Here is a 19,979-nt window from a genome sequence, read left to right as displayed (position 1 = left end):
TTTTTCATTTTAAAGAAAATTTTTTGTAAGCAAGGATGCGAAGTTGGAGGATTTAAAAGGAAGGAGGCTGTCTCAAAAGCCTAAGGGTCAGACCCCATAACACAATATATAGGACATATTGTTGGATAAATGTGCTATATATTGATAAATACACATGGGGTCAGATCCTTATGAGACAGCCTCCTTTGCTTTTAATGTAATATTTTGCGTGGCCACATTTTTTTTGGCCGATTGATTAAACGCGCAACAGCAATCATTTTCAAAGGCAATGATCTATATTTACTGTACACCATAAATCTTGGTTCCCATTGCGGGTTAAACTTCTCCTTAAATTTTCGCAAACCTGCAAAGCTATACATGTATTGAATATTTTCAAATACATTTGCCGCAATTCTTTCACGCAGAAACGAATTTCTTGTTTCGCCTACCTTTGATAGTGGAGCCATCCCCATGTTAAATGTATGATATCCATTCTCTTTTGCCCATTCAAACAATTGAATGAATAGCGCATCCATCAAACCGCTCGGACTATTAGGTAAATACCTCATAAGATCAATGGAGAGCACTCCCTTTTGATACGCGGGCATAATGGACGCAAACGCCATCAGCTGATTATCTTTGTCTCTTAGAATAGCAACAGGCGCTTTGTTTAAATAATCTCGGTCAAAAAAACCAACTGAAAAACCTTTTTCTCTTCTCTTTCCAAGCCATTTATTTGATACTGTTTCCAGTTCCTGTAATAATTTATCTTGGTAGGGCGGTTCAATCACGCTAAATTGATAGCCTTCCCTATTAAATTTATTGATCGTTGCTCTAAGACCGGCTTTTTTCTTTCCGGAAAGGTTGAAATTTTCAAGATCTACAATCGCTTCTTCCCCAAGTTTAAAGAAAATATTTCCAAAATCATGATACATCCCCATATATTTTTGATGAGTTTGATAAAAAATAATTTCATATCCCAAGATATCAGCTTTTTCGTAAAACTCAGTTAATAACGGATAAAAGGATTCAGGTTTTCCAGCAGGGTCACCAAGAACAACCGCTGTATGTCCGATTGTAGAAAACTGCAAAAAAGCTTTCTTGTCCGTGCCGATAAAAAAAGATAACTGATTAGAAAATGCCAAATGGCTCAAATAGGTTCCTCCATATGTATGTAGAATATCTTTCAATAGTTCTTCATTGACTTCCATTCCCAATCTTTCATGATGAAGCCTTTCAAAAAAATTATAAATAGCCGTTCCTGCGATCGACAAAATAACTATACTTAAAAAAAATGTTGTATACATAGCATTTTTTTCAACGGCAATATCACTTTTGTTTGAATATTCAATCGCGGTTTGAATAAAAACATAATAAACATAATAGATTGCTAATACAAATAAAGTACTGAGCATTTTCTTATACAGTGTGAGTGGTGCTCTTATTCGTTGAAGCTTTTTATATATGTTATAAAGAATAATAAATACAGTGATAAGCCATCCGATTTCAAAGATCGTTCCGTCTGTTATCGTCAGTGAAACAATCAGTCCAGCTAAAGAAATAAGTATACTGAAAAAAGATCTCTTTGTTTCTTTGATGACTGCTTTCACTTGCAAAAGAATGATGATCGAAAACGAAATCGTACAAGATGAGAAAAACAATTCCAGCCCCAACAGAAATTGATTTCCCTGAAGTTCCGGAGCATAATAAAAGCTGTTAAACCCTGCAACTAAGCAGTAAAAACCAGTAATCGCAATGACGATGCTTATTGAGAAAAAAGGGATTTTTGAGATCCATCCTTTTTGAAGGGAAAGGATCACGCTGGAAGTTTCAATTGCAGGTCCAATGATTGGTTTATCTTCAAACCTTTTTATAGCGCCTTCTCCAAATTCAAATATGGATAAAAGAAGACCGAGTCCGAACGGAATAAAATAGTATACAATCCGATAAAGGAGTAGGCTCGATAGGACTAGTTCTTCGGATATTCCATGAGAAGTCATTCCGATTAAATACATTAAATCAAAAGTTCCAAATCCGCCTGGAATCATACTAACGAGACCGGCAATGGCCGAAATAAAAAACACTCCAAATACAGTAGACAGGGATACATTTTGGCCCATCAAATGGATGGAATAATAGGCGGTGAAAGCAGCTCCAATCCATTCTAGCGTGGAGACGACCGTAAATTTTAAGCCGATAAAACGGTCTTCATTTTCTTTTTTCATTCTGAATGTCGTAAATAAATAAAATGGTAAAAATAGCACTACACCAATCAGTGCAATGTAAAGCCATTTTTTTGTCTCTAGTAATGGTTTGGCATGAAACACATCCAGCAGAACAAAAATTGACAACAGAGATAGTCCGCTTAGCATAGAAAAAGCCATGAAAGTTACGCCTTGAATTACTTTGTCCGGTTTGTCAGTATGTTGTTTGTAAAAGAATACTCTTAGCCAGGCGCCAATTACTCCACCGAATCCGAGTAAACCGTTTAAGGTGTTTGCCATCCAGGAAATTTTAAATGTTTTTTTTACCGAAATCGGCAATCGAAGGGATTTTGTGAGAACTAAGTCATAAAAAAACATTAAAGATACTGCCAGGAGTCCAACAGTGATCGCCGATCCAATCTCAAAGCTAGAAAGCGATTTGAAAAGCAGCAAAGCGTCTTTTATAGAAATTCCTTCTATTTCTTTTTTTGCTTGAAAGAGTATGTAAACTAAAATTGTAATAGAGAAGACGATTTTTAGCCCTGTTTTTAGCGACTTTCTTTGAAGTGTATTCAATAAAATTCAGCTCCCGTCCGAACGAAATGGTACCTATAATCTTTTTTAGCATTTCATACTATCAACTGTAAATGATTTTAATCATGCACAGCAAAAGTAAATCGAGCAACCATTATTCATATTTCATATAGATTTTTTCGTCCGAAAAGTTCCATATTCAATAAAGAATTAAAACCTTTCTTTTACGTTATTGATATAAATTTAGATCACTCGAAAGTTGCTACCATCGTATAGTAAAAAATATTGGCATAATCAATTTTTTTATACTATAATAAAAAATTGTGATAAAAATGTATTAGAAAAGGTTTAGACTTTCATCTGAACGAATAAACTATTTATTGTCAGATGTCAAGGAAACAATAAGAAAAAAATTCGACATATCTCTATTTTGAAAAGTTATCTTTCGAAAGAAGGAATATACGGAGGGATGTAGAATTAGTAGTAATATAATAGGCCTTCCGACAATACTTGTGGATGCGGATTCTTGTCCCGTTAAAAAAGAAATTGTCGAAATTGCGTCTTTCTATTCAATAAAGCCGATCTTTATTGCTTCCTATAATCATTTCAAAGCTGATACGGCAGGTTCATTTTGGGAATATGTAGATTCCGGGAAAGAAGCGGTTGATTTATTTATTATGAATCGGGCGAAGTCTGGTGATATCATTGTTACCCAGGATATTGGATTAGCCTCAGCTCTTTTACCAAAAGGGGTTTATGCCCTGTCGCCGAGGGGAATTATGTATGAAGAAAATGAAATCAATACGGCACTCGATATACGATATCTTTCCGCAAAAGCGCGCCGCCGGGGGATCTATGCAAAAGGTCCAAAACCTTTCACACAGAATGACAGAATAAAGTTTGTGAAACAATTGACAAAGATTTTGTCGAAATATGAAGGGTTTTTTTAATGTGCATTGAATACCTTTTTGTAAAATGGAGTTGTCCTCATCATGGCAGAGCGTATCGCTGAAGAGAAAATAAATGCCATCAGGCAATCAGTTGATATAGTTGATGTTATTAGTGACTATGTTCAATTGAAAAAACAGGGGCGAAACTATTTTGGCTTGTGCCCGTTTCACGGTGAGAATACACCTTCATTTTCTGTTTCTCCTGACAAACAACTATATCACTGCTTTGGATGCGGTGCAGGTGGAAATGTGTTCTCTTTTTTAATGGAAGTGGAAGGACTTTCATTTCTGGAGTCAGTCATTAAGCTTGCCGAGAGGGCGAATATAGATCTTCAAATCGAAGCTTCTGACGTTTCCAAAGAAAAATCCATTCCAAAAGAATTTCAACAAATGATGGAAGCACATGAACTCTTAAGAAAATTTTACCATCATTTGCTTGTAAACACAAAAGATGGTCAGCACGCATTAGAGTACTTGTTAAGCAGAGGTTTTACAAGAGAGTCTATTGAAAAATTTCAAATAGGATATTCTTTAAATTCCTGGGATTTTGTTTATAAGTTTTTGACAAAAAGAGGGTTCTCTCCTTCATTATTGGAGAAAGCGGGTTTAATTATTAAACGGGAAAATAACGGCAGCTACTTTGATCGCTTTCGTGATCGTATCATGTTTCCGATATTTGATAGGAATGGAAATACGATTGCTTTTTCCGGGAGATCATTGGGGGCTGATGAGCCCAAATATTTAAATAGTCCCGAGACAGCAATCTTTAATAAAAGCAAAATATTATATAATTTTCACTTGGCTCGTCCAAGTATCCGAAAGCAACAGCAAGCTGTTCTTTTTGAAGGGTTTGCTGATGTAATTGCTGCGGATCATTCAGGGGTGGAAAACGGCATTGCAACGATGGGAACTTCTTTAACAGATGATCACGTTGCACTTATCCGCCGTTATGTTCAGTCAGTGACCATTTGTTATGATTCAGATCATGCAGGTATTGAAGCTGCTTACCGGGCGGCAACGATGCTATCGGAAGCAGGCTTGCAAATTAAAATTGCCCTCTTGCCTGAAGGTTTGGACCCTGATGACTACATCAAGAAATATGGTGGAGATAAATTTCGCCATGATGTAATAGGGGCAAGCATGACCTTCATGTCATTTAAGCTTCTTTATTATCGAAGAGGGAAAAACCTTCAAATTGAAGGAGAACGGCTCCAATACATCGAAGAAGTATTGAAAGAAATCAGCATGCTTGATAATGCCGTTGAAAAAGACTATTACCTGAGGCAATTGGCTGCCGAATTTTCTCTTTCTTTAGAAGCTTTAAAACAGCAGGTTTCTATTACTGAAAAACGGATGAAACAGGGCAAAAATAGAAACATGCAAAATATGCATACCTTTTCTGCTTTTAAAAAAGATCAGTTAAGGCCTGCATATTATACAGCAGAGAGGTGCTTGATTGCCCACATGCTTAAAAACAGCGATGTAGCGTATAAAGTACAAGAGTTGCTTCAAGGTCATACCTTTAACATTGATGAACACCAAGCAATCATAACTTATTTATTTGGTTTTTATGAAGATGGGCATTCGCCTGATTCAAGCGCCTTTATTAACTATTTAAAAGATGAGAAATTAAAAAGAATCGTTACTGACATCGCTATGATGTCAATTAACGATGAAATCAGTGATCAGGAAATGTCTGATTATATCAAACAGGTGTTGAATTATCAAAAAATGTTAAAGATAAAAGAAAAAGAACTTGAAGAAAAGGAAGCTGAACGCCAAAAAGATTTTGCAAGAGCAGCAGCTATTGCAATGGAAATTGTTCAATTACGCAAATCTCTATAGTTTGGGTGTGTTTTGCCTGTGATTTTGGAAGGAGGGGGACATATGGCTGAAAAATCAGCACGTTCAAAAGAGGTCGAATCAGATATGACCCTGGAACAAGTAAAAGAACAATTAACCGAGCAAGGAAAGAAAACGGGTGTCCTTGCTTATGATGATATTGCTGAAAAATTGTCCAATTTTGAGCTGGATTCTGACCAAATGGACGAATTTTATGAATTCCTTGGAGATCAAGGGGTAGAGCTTGTCGGTGATAATGAGGAATCAGATCCAAACCTGCAGGATCTAGAGAAAGAAGAAGATGAGGAATTTGATTTAAATGACTTAAGTGTTCCTCCTGGAGTAAAAATTAATGACCCTGTCCGAATGTACCTAAAGGAAATTGGGCGTGTTGATCTCTTGTCAGCGGAAGAAGAAATAGAACTGGCCAAACGAATTGAACAAGGAGACGAAGAAGCGAAACGCCGTCTTGCTGAAGCAAACCTTCGCCTCGTTGTAAGTATAGCAAAACGATACGTTGGCCGTGGAATGCTTTTCTTGGATTTAATTCAAGAAGGAAACATGGGCTTGATCAAAGCAGTTGAAAAATTTGATTATCGTAAAGGATATAAGTTTAGCACTTATGCTACTTGGTGGATCCGACAGGCAATTACACGCGCTATCGCTGATCAGGCGCGAACAATCCGAATTCCTGTTCATATGGTTGAAACAATCAACAAATTAATTCGTGTCCAACGGCAGTTATTGCAGGATCTTGGCCGTGAACCAACTCCGGAAGAAATTGCCGAAGATATGGATTTAACACCGGAAAAAGTACGCGAGATCTTAAAGATAGCCCAAGAACCTGTTTCTTTAGAAACACCGATTGGTGAAGAAGATGATTCACACCTTGGTGATTTTATCGAAGATCAGGATGCGACATCGCCATCTGATCATGCAGCATATGAGCTGTTAAAAGAACAGCTGGAAGATGTGCTTGATACATTAACAGACCGGGAAGAAAACGTCTTGCGGCTTCGCTTTGGCCTTGATGACGGCCGTACACGAACTTTAGAAGAAGTCGGTAAAGTATTTGGCGTAACAAGAGAACGGATTCGCCAAATTGAAGCGAAGGCATTGCGTAAGCTGAGACATCCTTCCCGCAGTAAGCGGCTGAAAGATTTCCTTGAATAAAAAGATTATCATGAAATAGTTTACTTCTTACATATAGAAGTAAACTATTTTTTTATTTTCAGTAAACGTGCATGAGTTTTAAACTCCCAACCCTAACGTGGAAATAGGTTTCATTTTAAAACATAACCAAAATTAGGCGGTGTGAGCGAAGCCAGGATCTAACTATTTACAAAGCTAAACAAGATTCTTGCTAAGATGGGGTAATATTTTTATTATTGTTTGCGCAGTTCGCCCCTTTTCCACAGAAAAAAGAATCCGTTTTCATAATGTCCTGCAATTCTATCTTCTTCTATTTACTTTGCTTTTCATTTATTTTACTGAATTGTCTTACATTTTGCAAATAGGTTTAGCGTCAATTTTTGTTTTTAATTGGTATCACAGGAATTTATTATTTTTCTGCAAAAAAAATGTCTTATCAATTCCCTTTAATCGCTACAGCTCTTATTTTGTTATTTTCTACTGTTGAAAAATTTATCATATAAATAATTTTTATTTTAATATAATAAAAAAATGATAAAATTTTAAATGTTAGGAAAATTCATTCCTCCCTCATATAATAATAGTATGAAAGCGATTTCAATTATTGTTAAGGGGGATGATGATGAACTTTGATTTAACTGCCGAACAGGAAATGATTCGCCGGACGATTCGAGAATTTGCCGAGGAAGAGGTAGCTCCGGGTGCGCTTGAGAGAGACCGGAAAAAAGAATTTCCATTGGAAATTTTTAAAAAGCTTGCTGAAATGGGAATGATGGGCCTCCCTTTTCCTGAAGAATATGGAGGAGGCGGTGCAGATACCGTCAGTTTTGCAATCGTAACAGAAGAATTAAGCCGTGCTTGCGCTTCAACAGGGATTACGTATTCTGCCCATATTTCTCTTGGTGGTGCACCATTACACCTTTTTGGTACAGAAGAGCAAAAACAGAAATTTCTTGTTCCAATTTGTACAGGTGAATCGTTTGGAGCATTTGGATTAACCGAACCTAATGCCGGATCTGATGCAGGAGGTACGAGAACAACTGCAATCGAAGAGAATGGGGAATTTGTGATAAATGGAAACAAATGTTTTATTACAAATGCAAGTTTCGCAAAACATTTAGCATTGACAGCCATAACAGGTGAAAAAGAAAGTAAAAAAGAAATTAGTGCTATCATTGTTCCGACAAACGCCAATGGATTTACAGTCATTGACAATTATGAAAAGATGGGCTTGAATGCATCGAACACAGTGGAACTTGTCCTTGAGAAAGTACGCGTTCCGACTGAGCACTTGCTCGGAAAAAGAGGGGAAGGATTTAAACAGTTTTTAGTGACATTAGATGGCGGACGCATAGGTATTGGGGCAATGGCCGTAGGGATCGCTCAGGCGGCATATGAAAGAGCGTTAAAATACGCAAAAGATCGAAAACAATTCGGAAAATCGATATCTGAATTCCAGGCAATACAATTTAAACTTGCAGATATGGCAATGAAGATTGAACTGGCACGAAATATAGTTTATAAGGCTGCATGGCTAAAGGATCAAGGCAGGCCTTTTTCAAAAGAAGCTTCTATGTGCAAACTTTACGCTTCTGAAATTAGCATGGAAGTGACAAACCAAGCTGTTCAAATCCACGGCGGTTATGGATATATGAAAGATTATCATGTAGAGCGTTACATGAGAGATGCGAAGTTGACCGAAATCGGAGAAGGAACTTCTGAAGTTCAGCGGATGGTCATTGCCCGGCTAATTGGCTGTCAATCTTGATTCATTTCTTCAATAATTTTTTCATGAAAAAACTTCATCTTTTTGATGAAGTTTTTGTCTATTTTCTGAACATACTATGACAAAGTTCACATTAGGGCTTTTCCTTAGGAGATTCTTAAGGTACAATATAAATTGTTTGTACTTAATAATTATAATTGGAAATGTTCTTACATAAGGAGGTTAAATCATGAATCGTAATCCGATCATTCCGTTCGTGCTGATCATGGTTTTCGGTATCGGTCTTATGTTCCTGCTATCTTTTAAAGGCCTTGGTGATGCTAAGGAAATGGCGAAAGATGCTAAGGGCGGAGGAGAAAAGCAAAAAACAGAGCAGGTTGCCGCTAAAAAACCGGAAGATATCTATAAGACAACTTGTATCGGATGTCACGGCGATCAATATCAAGGCGGCGTAGGACCATCACTTAAAGGTGTTGGAAAAAGACTTTCAAAAGCAGAAATTGCTAAAATTGTTGTGAATGGTAAAGGCCCAATGCCTTCAGGGCTAGTGCCTCAAGAAAAAGCAGATGAAATGGCTGAATGGCTATCAGGATTAAAATAATGATATGTTAGTTATGAGAAAGTCCTTTGCATTTGTAAAGGACTTTTTCTATACTTATAAAAAAAACGGAAGAGAAAATCATTCCTCCTAAAATTAACGTAAAGTTTGTAAGATACTTTGCGTGACAAAAGAGTTATAGGACCGAACGAAGTTAAAGTGGTGAAATAATGAACACAATAAATCTTTCTAAGCGTTTACAAACCGTTGCTCATTTTATTCCGATGGGTTCACGACTTGCTGATATTGGCTCTGATCATGCCTATCTCCCTTGCCATGCAGTAAAAAAGGGGATTGTAACTTTTGCCATTGCAGGTGAAGTGGCAGATGGTCCGTATCAATCGGCATTAAAACAAGTACAGACTGAAGGATTAACGAATAATATTTTTGTTCGCAAAGGTGACGGGCTGGAAGTGGTCGAGCCGGGGGAAGTAGATTGTGTGACGATTGCTGGGATGGGCGGTACACTTATTGCAAACATTTTGGAAAGAGGCAAAGAAAAGCTGACAGATGTTAAAAGGCTGATTCTTCAGCCGAATATAGGGGCTATTTCCATTCGCAAATGGCTTCTCGAAAATGGCTGGATGCTGATCTCTGAAGAAATTCTTGAAGAGGATGGGAAAATTTATGAGGTTTTAGCAGCAGAAAAAGGAGATCCTTATATTGGTTATGAAGAGAATTTAGAAAGCGGATTGCTCCTTGGTCCATTGCTGCAAATAAAGCAAAACGAGCCATTCAGAAAAAAATGGACAAATGAAAAAGACAATTGGAAACGGATTTTACGTCAGCTGGAACAAGCGGGCGACAAGCCGGAAATTCGCCGGAAAAAAGAGGAGCTTCTGCACAAAATCAGCTTAGTTGAGGAGGCCTTAGGGAGAAAATGAAAAAAGTAAACGGTTATCAAATCATTGAATTATTTGAACAGTTTGCTCCAAAAAGCTATGCAATGGAAGGGGACAAAGTAGGCTTACAAATCGGCAATTTAAATAAGCCTGTTGAAAATGTGTTAATTGCCCTTGATATTTTAGAAGAAGTCGTCGATGAAGCGATTCAAAATAATGTTCAGCTCATTATAGCCCACCATCCATTCATATACAGGCCGCTCCAAAAAATTACTGGGGATACATATCAGGGCAGATTAATTGAAAAATTAATAAAACACGATATTGCTGTATATGCAGCCCATACGAATCTTGATATTGCAAAAGGCGGGGTCAATGATATGCTTGCCGAAGCAATTGGCCTCGAAAACACTGAAATTCTTCTTCCAACTTTCGAAACAAAACTGAAAAAATTAGTTGTTTTTGTTCCTGAAGAAAATGCCGATGAATTAAGAGATGCATTGGGCAAAGCCGGAGCTGGGGCGATTGGAAATTACAGCTATTGCTCATTTTCCGCAAGTGGAACAGGACGATTTTTGCCGGGAGAAAATACAAACCCTCATATTGGGCATCATGGAAAACTTGAAGCTGTAGATGAAGTCAGGATCGAAACCATTTATCCTGAAAACATTGAGAAAAAGCTGTTAAATGCAATGATAAAAGCCCATCCTTACGAGGAAGTCGCTTATGATATCTATCCTTTAGAGAATAAAGGGGAGATTTTGGGACTAGGAAAAATCGGAGATATCGAAGAAATGTCGTTAAAGGAATTTGCGGAACACATTAAAAATGTCCTAGAAGTAGATAAAGTCAGGGTTGTCGGAAATTTAAATGCGAAAATCAGAAGGGTAGCCGTTGTTGGCGGCGATGGGAACAAATATTTATCCCACGCTAAATTTAAGGGAGCCGATGTATTTGTCACCGGTGATATGTATTATCACACTGCTCATGATGCTATGATGTTGGGGGTAAACATCGTTGACCCCGGCCATAATGTTGAAAAAGTAATGAAAAAGGGCGTTGCGAATAATCTTGCCAAAATGTGCGAAGAAAAAGGCTGGCAAGTTTCGATTTTGCCTTCGATGATTCATACAGACCCTTTTCAATTTATTTAAAAAGGGGTTGACTCTGCTTTGAGTCACCCCTTTTGTAGGATTTATCTTTTAGATTCAGCCTTTTTTACTTTTGGCAATATTTTATGAAGAGGAACTTTCCTTTCTCTTTTCCAGGTGGATGGATCTTCAGGATCAAATTGTTCTAAAAACTCTATAACTTCTTTTGTAATCGGTGTCGGAGTGGAAGCACCAGCTGTAACGGCTACAGTTGATGCATTTCTAATCCACTCAATATCCAATTCCGTAATATCAGCAATTCGATAAGCTTTTGTGCCGGCAATTTCCTCAGATACCTGTGCCAGACGGTTCGAATTGTTGCTCTTTGGATCGCCGACGACAATAAGGACATCTGCGTCTTTAGCCTGTTCTGCGACAGCCTCTTGCCTTACTTGTGTAGCAAGACAAATTTCCTTGTGCATTTCGACATGCGGATATTTTTCTTTCACTTTTTCCATAATATCCGCTACATCCCACTGGCTCATCGTCGTCTGGTTTGTCACGATAATTTTTTCGGCTGAAATTGATAATTTTTCTACATCTTCAACCGTTTCGACTAGGTGAACATTTTCAGGTGCAACTCCGACAGCACCTTCTGGTTCGGGATGCCCTTTTTTGCCGATATAAATAATTTGATACCCTTCAGCTGATTTCTCGCGAATTAAATCGTGCGTCTTTGTTACGTCGGGACAAGTTGCATCGATTGTAACCAGCCCTTTTTTTGCTGCGATTTCGCGGACTTCGGGAGAAATTCCATGAGCAGTAAAAATAACGGTTCCTTTATCCACCTTTTCAATAATTTCTTTACGGTTGTTTCCGTCGAGGGTGATGATGCCTTCTTCTTCAAAAGCATCGGTTACATGCTTATTGTGAACAATCATTCCTAATATATAAATTGGTCTTGGCAAAGATTTATCCAATGCCGCATTTCGGGCGATAACCATTGCATCTACTACACCATAGCAATATCCTCGTGGCGAAATTTTTATTACATTCATTTTGTTTCCTCCCCTAAAAGGACAAAATAATGTCCTTTCCTATAAGTTTTATTATATAAGAGATAAGGATTTATTACAAAAAACATCAGTGCAATGATACAAATAAAAAAGAATGCCGGTGACAGCATTCTGTTCATTAAATATAAAGTTTTGGAACAGACTCTTTTTTTTGTTGGCGTTTAGCTGAAGAAGCTTTTTCCTTTTTCGAAGATGTTTTTTTCTTTTTTACCCGTTTTTGTGATTTATTTTCCGTACTTTTTTCAGTGTCTTTATTTGTTGTCTGATCGACACTTTCATGATCGGATGTTTCTGTATCAGTTTTTGCATTTTTGAATCCTCTATAAAGCTTCCACATTGCCGGCAAATTTTTGGCTATAGGTCCGTATTGCTGAATTATTGGACCTATTGACTGGGCTGCCTTAAGTACTTGTTGGGTGTTATTCAAAAATCCGTTTACAGCTTGGGGATTGCTCAATGTTTTTAAAATTGAACTTCCCCCTGGGGCCGAAGGGCTTGATGCAAGATTCCTACCGGGGAATCCACCGCTTTGCATTCCATGAACTGGGCTATTTCGGTTTCCGAGTCCCAATATTTTTTCAAGAAGCCCTCCACCTCTTTTTATTTGCGGGGGTCTTCCTCTCAATGGGCCAAAGGGTGAAACAGGGGAAGAATGCATATAACGGGGTCCCATTCCCATCGAAAAAGGTCCTCTTTGTCTTGGCGGCATCCTATTAGCCTCCTTTCTTATGTCCTCATAGTTAACATATGCGCATGTTGAGTTTTGGTCTAAGCAAGTGCGGATTATTGGTCAAGTAGAGATAAAGCATCGTTCCGAAAAATTATGAAAATAATAAAAAAACAGCTCCAGTGGAGATTTGCAAGAATTTTTATTATAATTACAGGATGGACAAATTGGAACGTAAAGAAATAACAAAAGGAGTTTACATATGAAAGAAACGAAATTCGAACGATTTCATTTAAAACCGTTTATTATAAATGCAATAAAAGAAATGGGGTTTTATGAACCTACGGAGATTCAAGAGCGTCTTATACCTATTGTGTTAAAAGGGGAAAGCGCAGTCGGACAATCACAAACAGGAACAGGAAAAACCCATGCTTATATTTTGCCGATTATCGAAAAGATTGTCCCGGAGAAAAAGGAGGTTCAAGCTGTCATTACAGCTCCCACTCGTGAACTGGCGAACCAAATTTACCATGAAATCTTGAAAATAACTGAACATAGCGATGAAAGAATATCAGCAAGATGTTTTATTGGCGGAACGGACAAGCAGCGGACAATTGAAAGACTAAAAATTCAGCCTCATATTGTTGTTGGGACTCCTGGAAGAATCAACGACCTTGTACATGAGCAGGCCTTATTTGTTCATACTGCCACTATGCTTGTTATTGATGAAGCAGATCTGATGTTTGATATGGGATTTATCGAAGAAGTCGATAAAATAGCTGCAAGAATGCCTGAACGTTTGCAAATGCTCGTTTTTTCTGCCACCATTCCAGAGAAATTAAAGCCTTTCATAAAAAAATATATGGAAAATCCGAAGTTTATTCATATTGAACCAAAACAAATTGCTGCCGGAAAAATTGACCATTACCTCATTCCGTCCAGACACAGGTCAAAAATTGATATTGTATATGAAGCATTAAAACTATTTAATCCATACTTGGCGATTGTTTTTGCCAATACAAAAAAAATGGCAGATGAAGCAGCGGATGCATTAATTGAAAAAGGGTTAAAGGTTGGACGAATTCATGGCGATTTAACTCCAAGGGAACGAAAAAAAGTGATGAAACAGGTTAGAGACCTTGAGTTTCAATATATTGTTGCGACTGACCTTGCTGCAAGAGGAATTGATATTGAAGGAGTAAGCCATGTCATTAATCTTGAAATGCCAACGGATTTGGATTTTTATATCCACAGAGTTGGACGGACTGCAAGAGCAGGCTATTCCGGTACCGCTTTGACTATTTATGATCCGTCTGATGAAGATGCGTTAAACAGACTTGAAAAAATGGGAATTATTTTTAAAAATGTTGATATTCAAGGAGGCGAATTAGTAGAAATTAGTGGCCGGAATAGACGAAGGAATCGGCAAAAGCAAGCAGATGAAGCAGTGCTAATAGCAAAGTCACTTGTCCGAAAACCGAAAAAGGTGAAGCCTGGATATAAAAAGAAAATGCAGGCGGAAATAGAAAAAATAAAGAAACGCCAGAGAAAGCTTCAACAAAAAAATAAATGAAGAGGAGAAAGAGGATGTTAAAAATAGGATCACATGTCTCAATGAGCGGAAAAAAGATGCTTCTCGCTGCAAGTGAAGAGGCAGTTTCATATGGTGCCAACACATTTATGATTTATACTGGCGCACCGCAAAATACGAGAAGGAAAAAAATTGAAGACTTAAATATTGAGGCCGGAAGAAAACACATGGAAGAAAACGGGATCGAGGAAATTATCGTTCATGCTCCATATATCATCAATATTGGAAATGCTGCCAACCCTGATACATTTGAGCTCGGTGTAAATTTTTTGCGTTCTGAAATTGAAAGAACAGAAGCCATTGGTGCAAAACAAATTGTTCTTCATCCAGGCGCGCACGTCGGAAAAGGAACCGAAGTTGGAATTAAAAAAATTGTGGAAGGATTAAATGAAGTGTTGACTGGTAAGGAAAATGTCCAAATTGCTCTTGAAACAATGGCAGGCAAAGGCTCTGAATGCGGGAAATCTTTTGAGGAACTGGCGATGATTATTGACGGCGTCACTCATAGCGATAAGCTGTCTGTATGCTTCGATACTTGCCATACGCATGATGCCGGCTATAATATAGTGGATGATTTTGATGGAGTTTTAGAAGAGTTTGATAAAATTATCGGCTTAGACCGTTTAAAAGTTTTGCATATTAATGACAGCAAAAATGCTATGGGAATGAGAAAAGACCGCCATGAAAATATCGGATTAGGACATATTGGATTTAAAGCATTAAATTACATCGTTCATCATCCCCAACTAAAGGATATACCCAAAATTCTTGAAACTCCTTATGTCGGCGAAGATAAAAATAACAAAAAACCGCCTTATAAACATGAAATTGAAATGCTCCGCAATCAAGTGTTTGAGGAAAATCTACTCGATATTATAATGCATGGATAACCTGCAGAAACAAATAAGTAAAAGGGGGGGCAGACCCATCCAAAACAGCATATAGAGAAGTACGAATAAAAGCACTCTATATATTGTCTTTTTGGGAGGAGTCAGCCCTTTCTTCCTATTTTGTAAATTGAACAAAGAGTTTGTTCAGTTCTCTCGCAGTTTCAGGTCCGGCAATTATGGCAATTTCCTTTATGACCATTGTACGATCAATATTATTAAAGATATTTATATTTCTTCCGCGCAAATAATTGGCAATTTCTTGAGCGTCCTGCCTAGTGATTTTAATATTAAATTGATTTGCATACTTAAGTAATTCATCGGCTGTAATCGAATTAATTTTGTGATTAATTATGTTTTCAAAAATTTTCATTATCATCACTCCCTCATAGTAATTTTATGAAAGAGTTTCTGAAATTGTGTCTTCTATTTAGGCTTTGTACATGTCCACTGTTGGAAAACATTTTTCACTTCCATGATGTTAAAGATTTCAGAGTGCATACACTTTATTTGAAAAGGAGAAGTATATGGTCAAGAAAAAACATAAGAAGGAAACGTTTATTCACCTTTTCTATCGTTTTATTTGGATTGTTATTGGTGCATCGCTTGCTGCAACTTCCATTGAACTGTTTTTAATCCCAAATAAGATTATTGACGGAGGAATCATCGGCGTTTCATTGATTCTTAATTCTCTTCTATCGGAACGTGTCCCCTTTCTCAATTTTGGAACATTAGTGATCATGCTTAACCTCCCCTTTATGTATTACGGTTATAAGCAAATAGGGAAAACATTTATGATATCGTCTTTATTTGGAATCGTATGTTTGGCAATAGTTGAATCGCTTCTTCATCACATCGAGCCATTTACAAATCAGCCAATTTTGGCTGCTGTTTTTGGAGGCCTAATACTTGGCATAGGGGTAGGGCTTGTGATCAGGCATGGCGGTTCTTTAGATGGAACGGAAATATTAGGAATTCTGCTGACGAAAAATCTCCCTTTTTCCGTTGGTGAATTTATCATGTTCATTAATATCTTTATATTTGGATGGGCATCATTTGTCTTCGGTATCGAAGAAGCGATGTATTCGGTAATGGCATATTATATTGCATTTAAAACGATTGACACAGTTATTCAAGGTTTGGATGAAACAAAAGCAGTTATTATTGTTTCTGATTACTATGAAGAAGTATCTGAGGCGATTCTCTACAGATTAGGAAGAGGGACGACAAAGCTTAAAGGAAAGGGCGGTTTTACTGATAACGAAAAAGATGTAATATATGCAGTCGTTACTCGCCTTGAAGTGACAAAATTAAAATCGATCGTGGATGATATTGACCCAAATGCTTTTTTAACCATTATGGATACTCATGAAACAAAAGGTGCGAGATTTAAATCAGCAATTCACTAAAAATTCGTAGGATCAATATTGGAACGCCACTTTTATCGGTAGGGATTGTTTGTTTACAATTAGCTAAATTTCATGTATACTACATTTTGTTAAATCGGAATGATTCTTAATTTGAAGGTGAACCTAATGGATACTCATGATCCAATTGTGAGGATAAAAAATCTTTCTTACCGTTATGAAAAGGAAAATGTTCTTGAAAACATAAACCTTTCGATCCCGAAAGGATCATTTCTTGGGATCGTAGGTCCGAACGGCTCTGGAAAATCAACGCTTTTAAAGCTCCTTCTAGGGCTTTTGAAGCCGCAGCAAGGCGAAATCACGATTTTCGGGCAGGATATAAGCCGATTTAAAGACTGGCAGAAAATCGGATTTGTCTCTCAAAAGGCTAATTCTTTCAATTCTGGTTTTCCTGCAACCGTATATGAAGTTGTTGCAAGCGGACTGACTAAGAAGATTGGCATGTTTAAATTTATGAATAAACAATATCAAAAAAAGGTGATTCATGCGCTGCAATCTGTCGGAATGGATTCATTTTTTAAGAAAAACATTGGAGAATTATCAGGCGGCCAGCAACAGCGAGTTTTTATCGCAAGAGCACTTGTAAGTGAACCAGAGCTTCTTGTCTTAGATGAACCGACTGTTGGGGTAGATTCTATTAATGTGTATTCATTTTATGAGATGCTTGAAGAATTGAACAAAAAAATGGGAATTACACTCCTTCTTGTCACCCATGATATTGGGGCCATTTCTGATAAAGTAACGCATGTCGCCTGTTTAAACAAGCATCTTCATTTTCATGGCAGGACAAGTGAATTTGAAAAGTTGAAACTGAATGATTTTTCCAACTTCTACGGTCATGACGTCCAAGTTTTAACTCATCATCATGAACTATATCATCACGGGGGCGCATTACAATGATCTCAGGAATTTTACAATATGAATTTTTACAAAATGCTTTTTTTACAGGCATGATCATTGGTGTAATTGCACCGCTTTTAGGGGTGTTTATCGTTGTCAGGCGACTGTCATTAATAGCTGATGCATTAAGCCATGTGACACTTGCCGGAATTGCAGCCAGTTTATATCTTGAGAAGAAGTTCAATTTTTTATACGGCTTAAACCCTTTGTACATGGGAATGGCTTTTTCTGTAGCCGGCTCCTTATTTATTGAGAAACTGAGATCTGTATATAAAAACTACCAGGAACTTGCAATCCCGATTATTTTGTCGGGAGGAATTGGGATAGGAGTCATATTTATTTCGCTTGCTGATGGTTTTAACACCGACCTTTTCAGCTATTTATTCGGTAGTGTGAGCGCCGTAAGCAAAACGGATCTTTGGATTATTGCAGCCATTAGTATCATTGTTTTATGTGTCATCATTCTCCTTTATAAAGAGTTATTCTTGCTTTCGTTTGATGAAGAATACGCAAAAGCTTCAGGAATATCGGCAAAAAGCGTCCATTTTATTTTCATTATAATGGTTGCACTTGTTATAGCGGTTTCCATGAGAATTGTCGGAATTCTTTTAGTTTCTTCTTTAATGACATTGCCGGTCGCTGCAAGCATTCGGATTGCAAAAGGATTTAAGCAGTCGATACTGTTTTCAGTGCTTTTTGGGGAAATTTCAGTTCTTGGCGGATTAACGATTTCGTATTATCTTGATCTTGCTCCAGGAGGAACAATTGTAATCATTGCCATACTCATATTGATTGTAACGATCTTGATAAAAAAAATTGCTTTTGTTCGACCTGTTTTAACGAGGTGAGAGGAATGAATGTAGAAAAAGCTTTGCAGCTTTTAAAGGAAAAGGGATATAAATATACGGGAAAAAGAGAAGATATGCTCCAGCTTTTTGCTGAAAGTGATAAATATTTGACTGCAAAAGATGTGTTTGAAGGGTTGAAGGACCGATACCCAGGACTTAGTTTTGACACAATATATCGGAATCTATCTTTGTTTGCCGACCTTGGAATTTTTGAAACAACAGAGTTGTCAGGCGAAAAACATTTTCGGTTTACCTGTTCCCACAGCCGCCACCATCACCATTTTATTTGCCTCGATTGCGGAAAGACAAAAGAAATTGAAATGTGTCCAATGAATAGTTTGAATGAGAACTTAAAAGGATACGATGTTTCCGGTCATAAATTCGAAATATATGGGCGATGTCCGGAATGTATCTAAGTTTAGGGTTCACTAAAAATCAAAGGATCAGCGCCCTCCAATATAACATAACAACCATTTTGAATATGTTTATTGTTGGAGGGTGCCAGACCTTATAATTCTTCTCCTCTAAGCCAATTTTCCACCCACTTGTATGCCTCAAACCAATTGTTAACCCGGATAACTCCATTCGGGATCGGTTCACGGTTATAAGGAGTATCAAATAAAATAACCGGGATTTTACATTCTTCGTGAATCATGACTGCATTGTCATGTTTATCTTCAAAAAATATATCCACTTTGTATTTTTTTGCGGCATCAATTTTATCATGTGTACCTATTAACTCAATATGGTCATAAACGATTCCATGTTTTGTAAACCATTGTTCTGTGACATCGAGAAGATGGTTTCCACGTGCACTGATAAAATAAAGTTCATGTTTTCCTTGCCATTTTTCTAAAATCGATTTTGCTCCTTCGGCTAATGGTGATTCTGAATAAATGACAGGTTCAATATTTAGAAACCATTCGGCAAATTCTTCTTCTGGAAGATTGACGAGAGGTGTAAGGTCATACTGTTTGATATCATCAAGTGTAATGTTCATGTTAAATGCTTTATTTAAATAAGGAATAATGGAAGTAGGATGTGTTACAGTACCGTCAATATCAATACCAAATCGCTTCTTCATTTGCATTTCTCCTTGGAAGAATAATGAGGGCCAAACCCCTTTATCAATACTACTATCTTAACAGATCAGAAAAAATAGCCAAAGTGTTATTTTATTCACTTTCCTTATAGAAACAACTTTATGAAAAAATTGACATATTTAAACAGAGGTGATTCGCAAACAATATAAATGCTCCAATCTGAAAGCGAGGGATCAACATGGCAGACGAGAAACAAACAGCCGAAAGTCGTTACCGTGACCAAATAGGCGAGGAAAATCGCTTTGAAGATACAGACTATACCGAAGAAACCGCTGCAGAAATAGCTGCACCTGCTCCAATTAGTCGTGACTGGGATTATGAAGAACAGAGGGATGAAGAAACTGCGAGTGGTCAAGGATATGGGCTTTCCGCCTTGGCACTTTCAATTATCTCTTTGTTTGTGTTGCCAATATTATTTGGAGCAGCAGGGATTATACTTGGTTTTATTGCACGCAGAAGAGGAGCAGAAAGCTTAGGCAGCTGGGCCATCGGAATCGGAGCTGTCTCAATTATTTTCGGTATTTTTATCAGGCCGTTTTTCTAAGCTTTTTAAAAATAGGAG

General features: G+C 37.4%; 19 protein-coding genes. 14 read left to right on the top strand and 5 right to left on the bottom strand.

Annotated elements, in window-relative coordinates; translation table 11 throughout:
- Positions 1–191: 191 nt before the first annotated feature.
- Entirely contained in the window at positions 192–2,759 is a 2,568-nt protein-coding gene (mprF, locus tag BMMGA3_RS11460; RefSeq protein ID WP_004435782.1) for a bifunctional lysylphosphatidylglycerol flippase/synthetase MprF, read from the bottom strand.
- 470 nt (positions 2,760–3,229) lie between these two features.
- On the opposite strand from mprF, the gene BMMGA3_RS11455 reads away from it, so the two are divergent.
- The 7 genes from BMMGA3_RS11455 (at position 3,230) to BMMGA3_RS11425 (ending at position 10,981) form a co-directional block, all read left to right on the top strand.
- Entirely contained in the window at positions 3,230–3,667 is a 438-nt protein-coding gene (locus tag BMMGA3_RS11455) for a YaiI/YqxD family protein (RefSeq protein ID WP_004435780.1), read from the top strand.
- Positions 3,668–3,709: 42 nt separating this feature from the next.
- Positions 3,710–5,512, top strand: coding sequence for a DNA primase (dnaG, locus tag BMMGA3_RS11450; RefSeq protein ID WP_004435777.1), 1,803 nt, complete (start codon positions 3,710–3,712; stop codon positions 5,510–5,512).
- A 42-nt stretch (positions 5,513–5,554) separates the two neighbouring features.
- Positions 5,555–6,682, top strand: a complete 1,128-nt coding sequence (gene rpoD, locus BMMGA3_RS11445; protein ID WP_004435774.1) for an RNA polymerase sigma factor RpoD — start codon at positions 5,555–5,557, stop codon at positions 6,680–6,682.
- Between the two features lie 601 nt (positions 6,683–7,283).
- Entirely contained in the window at positions 7,284–8,429 is a 1,146-nt protein-coding gene (locus tag BMMGA3_RS11440) for an acyl-CoA dehydrogenase family protein (RefSeq protein ID WP_004435771.1), read from the top strand.
- Between the two features lie 187 nt (positions 8,430–8,616).
- On the top strand, positions 8,617–8,988 hold the full coding sequence (cccA, locus tag BMMGA3_RS11435) for a cytochrome c550 (protein WP_004435768.1): 372 nt from the start codon (positions 8,617–8,619) through the stop codon (positions 8,986–8,988).
- A gap of 167 nt (positions 8,989–9,155) precedes the next feature.
- Positions 9,156–9,869: a tRNA (adenine(22)-N(1))-methyltransferase gene (locus tag BMMGA3_RS11430; RefSeq protein ID WP_004435765.1), complete on the top strand. Its 714-nt coding sequence runs from the start codon at positions 9,156–9,158 to the stop codon at positions 9,867–9,869.
- Entirely contained in the window at positions 9,866–10,981 is a 1,116-nt protein-coding gene (locus BMMGA3_RS11425; RefSeq protein WP_004435761.1) for a Nif3-like dinuclear metal center hexameric protein, read from the top strand. The genes BMMGA3_RS11430 and BMMGA3_RS11425 overlap by 4 nt, the downstream gene beginning before the upstream one ends.
- A gap of 41 nt (positions 10,982–11,022) precedes the next feature.
- Here BMMGA3_RS11425 and BMMGA3_RS11420 read toward each other — a convergent pair whose 3' ends face one another.
- Together BMMGA3_RS11420 and vrrA are read right to left on the bottom strand one after the other, a co-directional pair.
- Complete coding sequence (locus BMMGA3_RS11420) at positions 11,023–11,976, bottom strand: 4-hydroxy-3-methylbut-2-enyl diphosphate reductase (protein ID WP_004435759.1); 954 nt, start codon at positions 11,974–11,976, stop codon at positions 11,023–11,025.
- A 136-nt stretch (positions 11,977–12,112) separates the two neighbouring features.
- On the bottom strand, positions 12,113–12,703 hold the full coding sequence (gene vrrA, locus BMMGA3_RS11415) for a VrrA/YqfQ family protein (RefSeq protein ID WP_004435757.1): 591 nt from the start codon (positions 12,701–12,703) through the stop codon (positions 12,113–12,115).
- Positions 12,704–12,923: 220 nt separating this feature from the next.
- Here vrrA and BMMGA3_RS11410 point away from each other — a divergent pair, with 220 nt between their 5' ends.
- Together BMMGA3_RS11410 and BMMGA3_RS11405 are read left to right on the top strand one after the other, a co-directional pair.
- Positions 12,924–14,234, top strand: coding sequence for a DEAD/DEAH box helicase (locus BMMGA3_RS11410; RefSeq protein WP_004435754.1), 1,311 nt, complete (start codon positions 12,924–12,926; stop codon positions 14,232–14,234).
- Between the two features lie 14 nt (positions 14,235–14,248).
- Positions 14,249–15,142 carry a deoxyribonuclease IV gene (locus tag BMMGA3_RS11405; protein WP_004435751.1) on the top strand — a complete coding sequence of 298 codons (894 nt, stop codon included), beginning with the start codon at positions 14,249–14,251 and terminating at the stop codon, positions 15,140–15,142.
- Between the two features lie 115 nt (positions 15,143–15,257).
- Here the strand turns inward: BMMGA3_RS11405 and BMMGA3_RS11400 are convergent, their stop codons facing one another.
- Positions 15,258–15,512 (bottom strand): DUF2624 domain-containing protein, encoded by a 255-nt coding sequence (locus BMMGA3_RS11400; protein ID WP_004435748.1) that lies wholly within the window; start codon positions 15,510–15,512, stop codon positions 15,258–15,260.
- A 154-nt stretch (positions 15,513–15,666) separates the two neighbouring features.
- Here BMMGA3_RS11400 and BMMGA3_RS11395 point away from each other — a divergent pair, with 154 nt between their 5' ends.
- The 4 genes from BMMGA3_RS11395 (at position 15,667) to BMMGA3_RS11380 (ending at position 18,730) form a co-directional block, all read left to right on the top strand.
- On the top strand, positions 15,667–16,548 hold the full coding sequence (locus BMMGA3_RS11395) for a YitT family protein (RefSeq protein ID WP_004435745.1): 882 nt from the start codon (positions 15,667–15,669) through the stop codon (positions 16,546–16,548).
- Positions 16,549–16,674: 126 nt separating this feature from the next.
- The gene (locus tag BMMGA3_RS11390; RefSeq protein ID WP_004435744.1) at positions 16,675–17,466 is read left to right on the top strand and encodes a metal ABC transporter ATP-binding protein; all 792 of its coding nucleotides are present in this window, start codon (positions 16,675–16,677) and stop codon (positions 17,464–17,466) included.
- The gene (locus BMMGA3_RS11385) at positions 17,463–18,314 is read left to right on the top strand and encodes a metal ABC transporter permease (protein WP_004435743.1); all 852 of its coding nucleotides are present in this window, start codon (positions 17,463–17,465) and stop codon (positions 18,312–18,314) included. Before BMMGA3_RS11390 ends, BMMGA3_RS11385 begins: the two co-directional genes overlap by 4 nt.
- Before the next feature lie 5 nt (positions 18,315–18,319).
- The gene (locus BMMGA3_RS11380; RefSeq protein ID WP_004435742.1) at positions 18,320–18,730 is read left to right on the top strand and encodes a zinc uptake transcriptional repressor Zur; all 411 of its coding nucleotides are present in this window, start codon (positions 18,320–18,322) and stop codon (positions 18,728–18,730) included.
- 92 nt (positions 18,731–18,822) lie between these two features.
- Here BMMGA3_RS11380 and BMMGA3_RS11375 read toward each other — a convergent pair whose 3' ends face one another.
- Complete coding sequence (locus tag BMMGA3_RS11375; RefSeq protein ID WP_004435741.1) at positions 18,823–19,398, bottom strand: hypothetical protein; 576 nt, start codon at positions 19,396–19,398, stop codon at positions 18,823–18,825.
- A gap of 197 nt (positions 19,399–19,595) precedes the next feature.
- Here BMMGA3_RS11375 and BMMGA3_RS11370 point away from each other — a divergent pair, with 197 nt between their 5' ends.
- Entirely contained in the window at positions 19,596–19,961 is a 366-nt protein-coding gene (locus BMMGA3_RS11370) for a YybS family protein (RefSeq protein ID WP_004435740.1), read from the top strand.
- The last annotated feature ends 18 nt before the right edge of the window (positions 19,962–19,979 follow it).

Origin of the sequence: Bacillus methanolicus MGA3, assembly GCF_000724485.1 — a bacterium.
Lineage (GTDB): Bacteria > Bacillota > Bacilli > Bacillales > Cytobacillaceae > Bacillus_Z > Bacillus_Z methanolicus_A.
The sequence above is the reverse complement of the archived record's forward strand: the minus strand, read 5'-3'. Positions and strand labels throughout refer to the sequence as shown.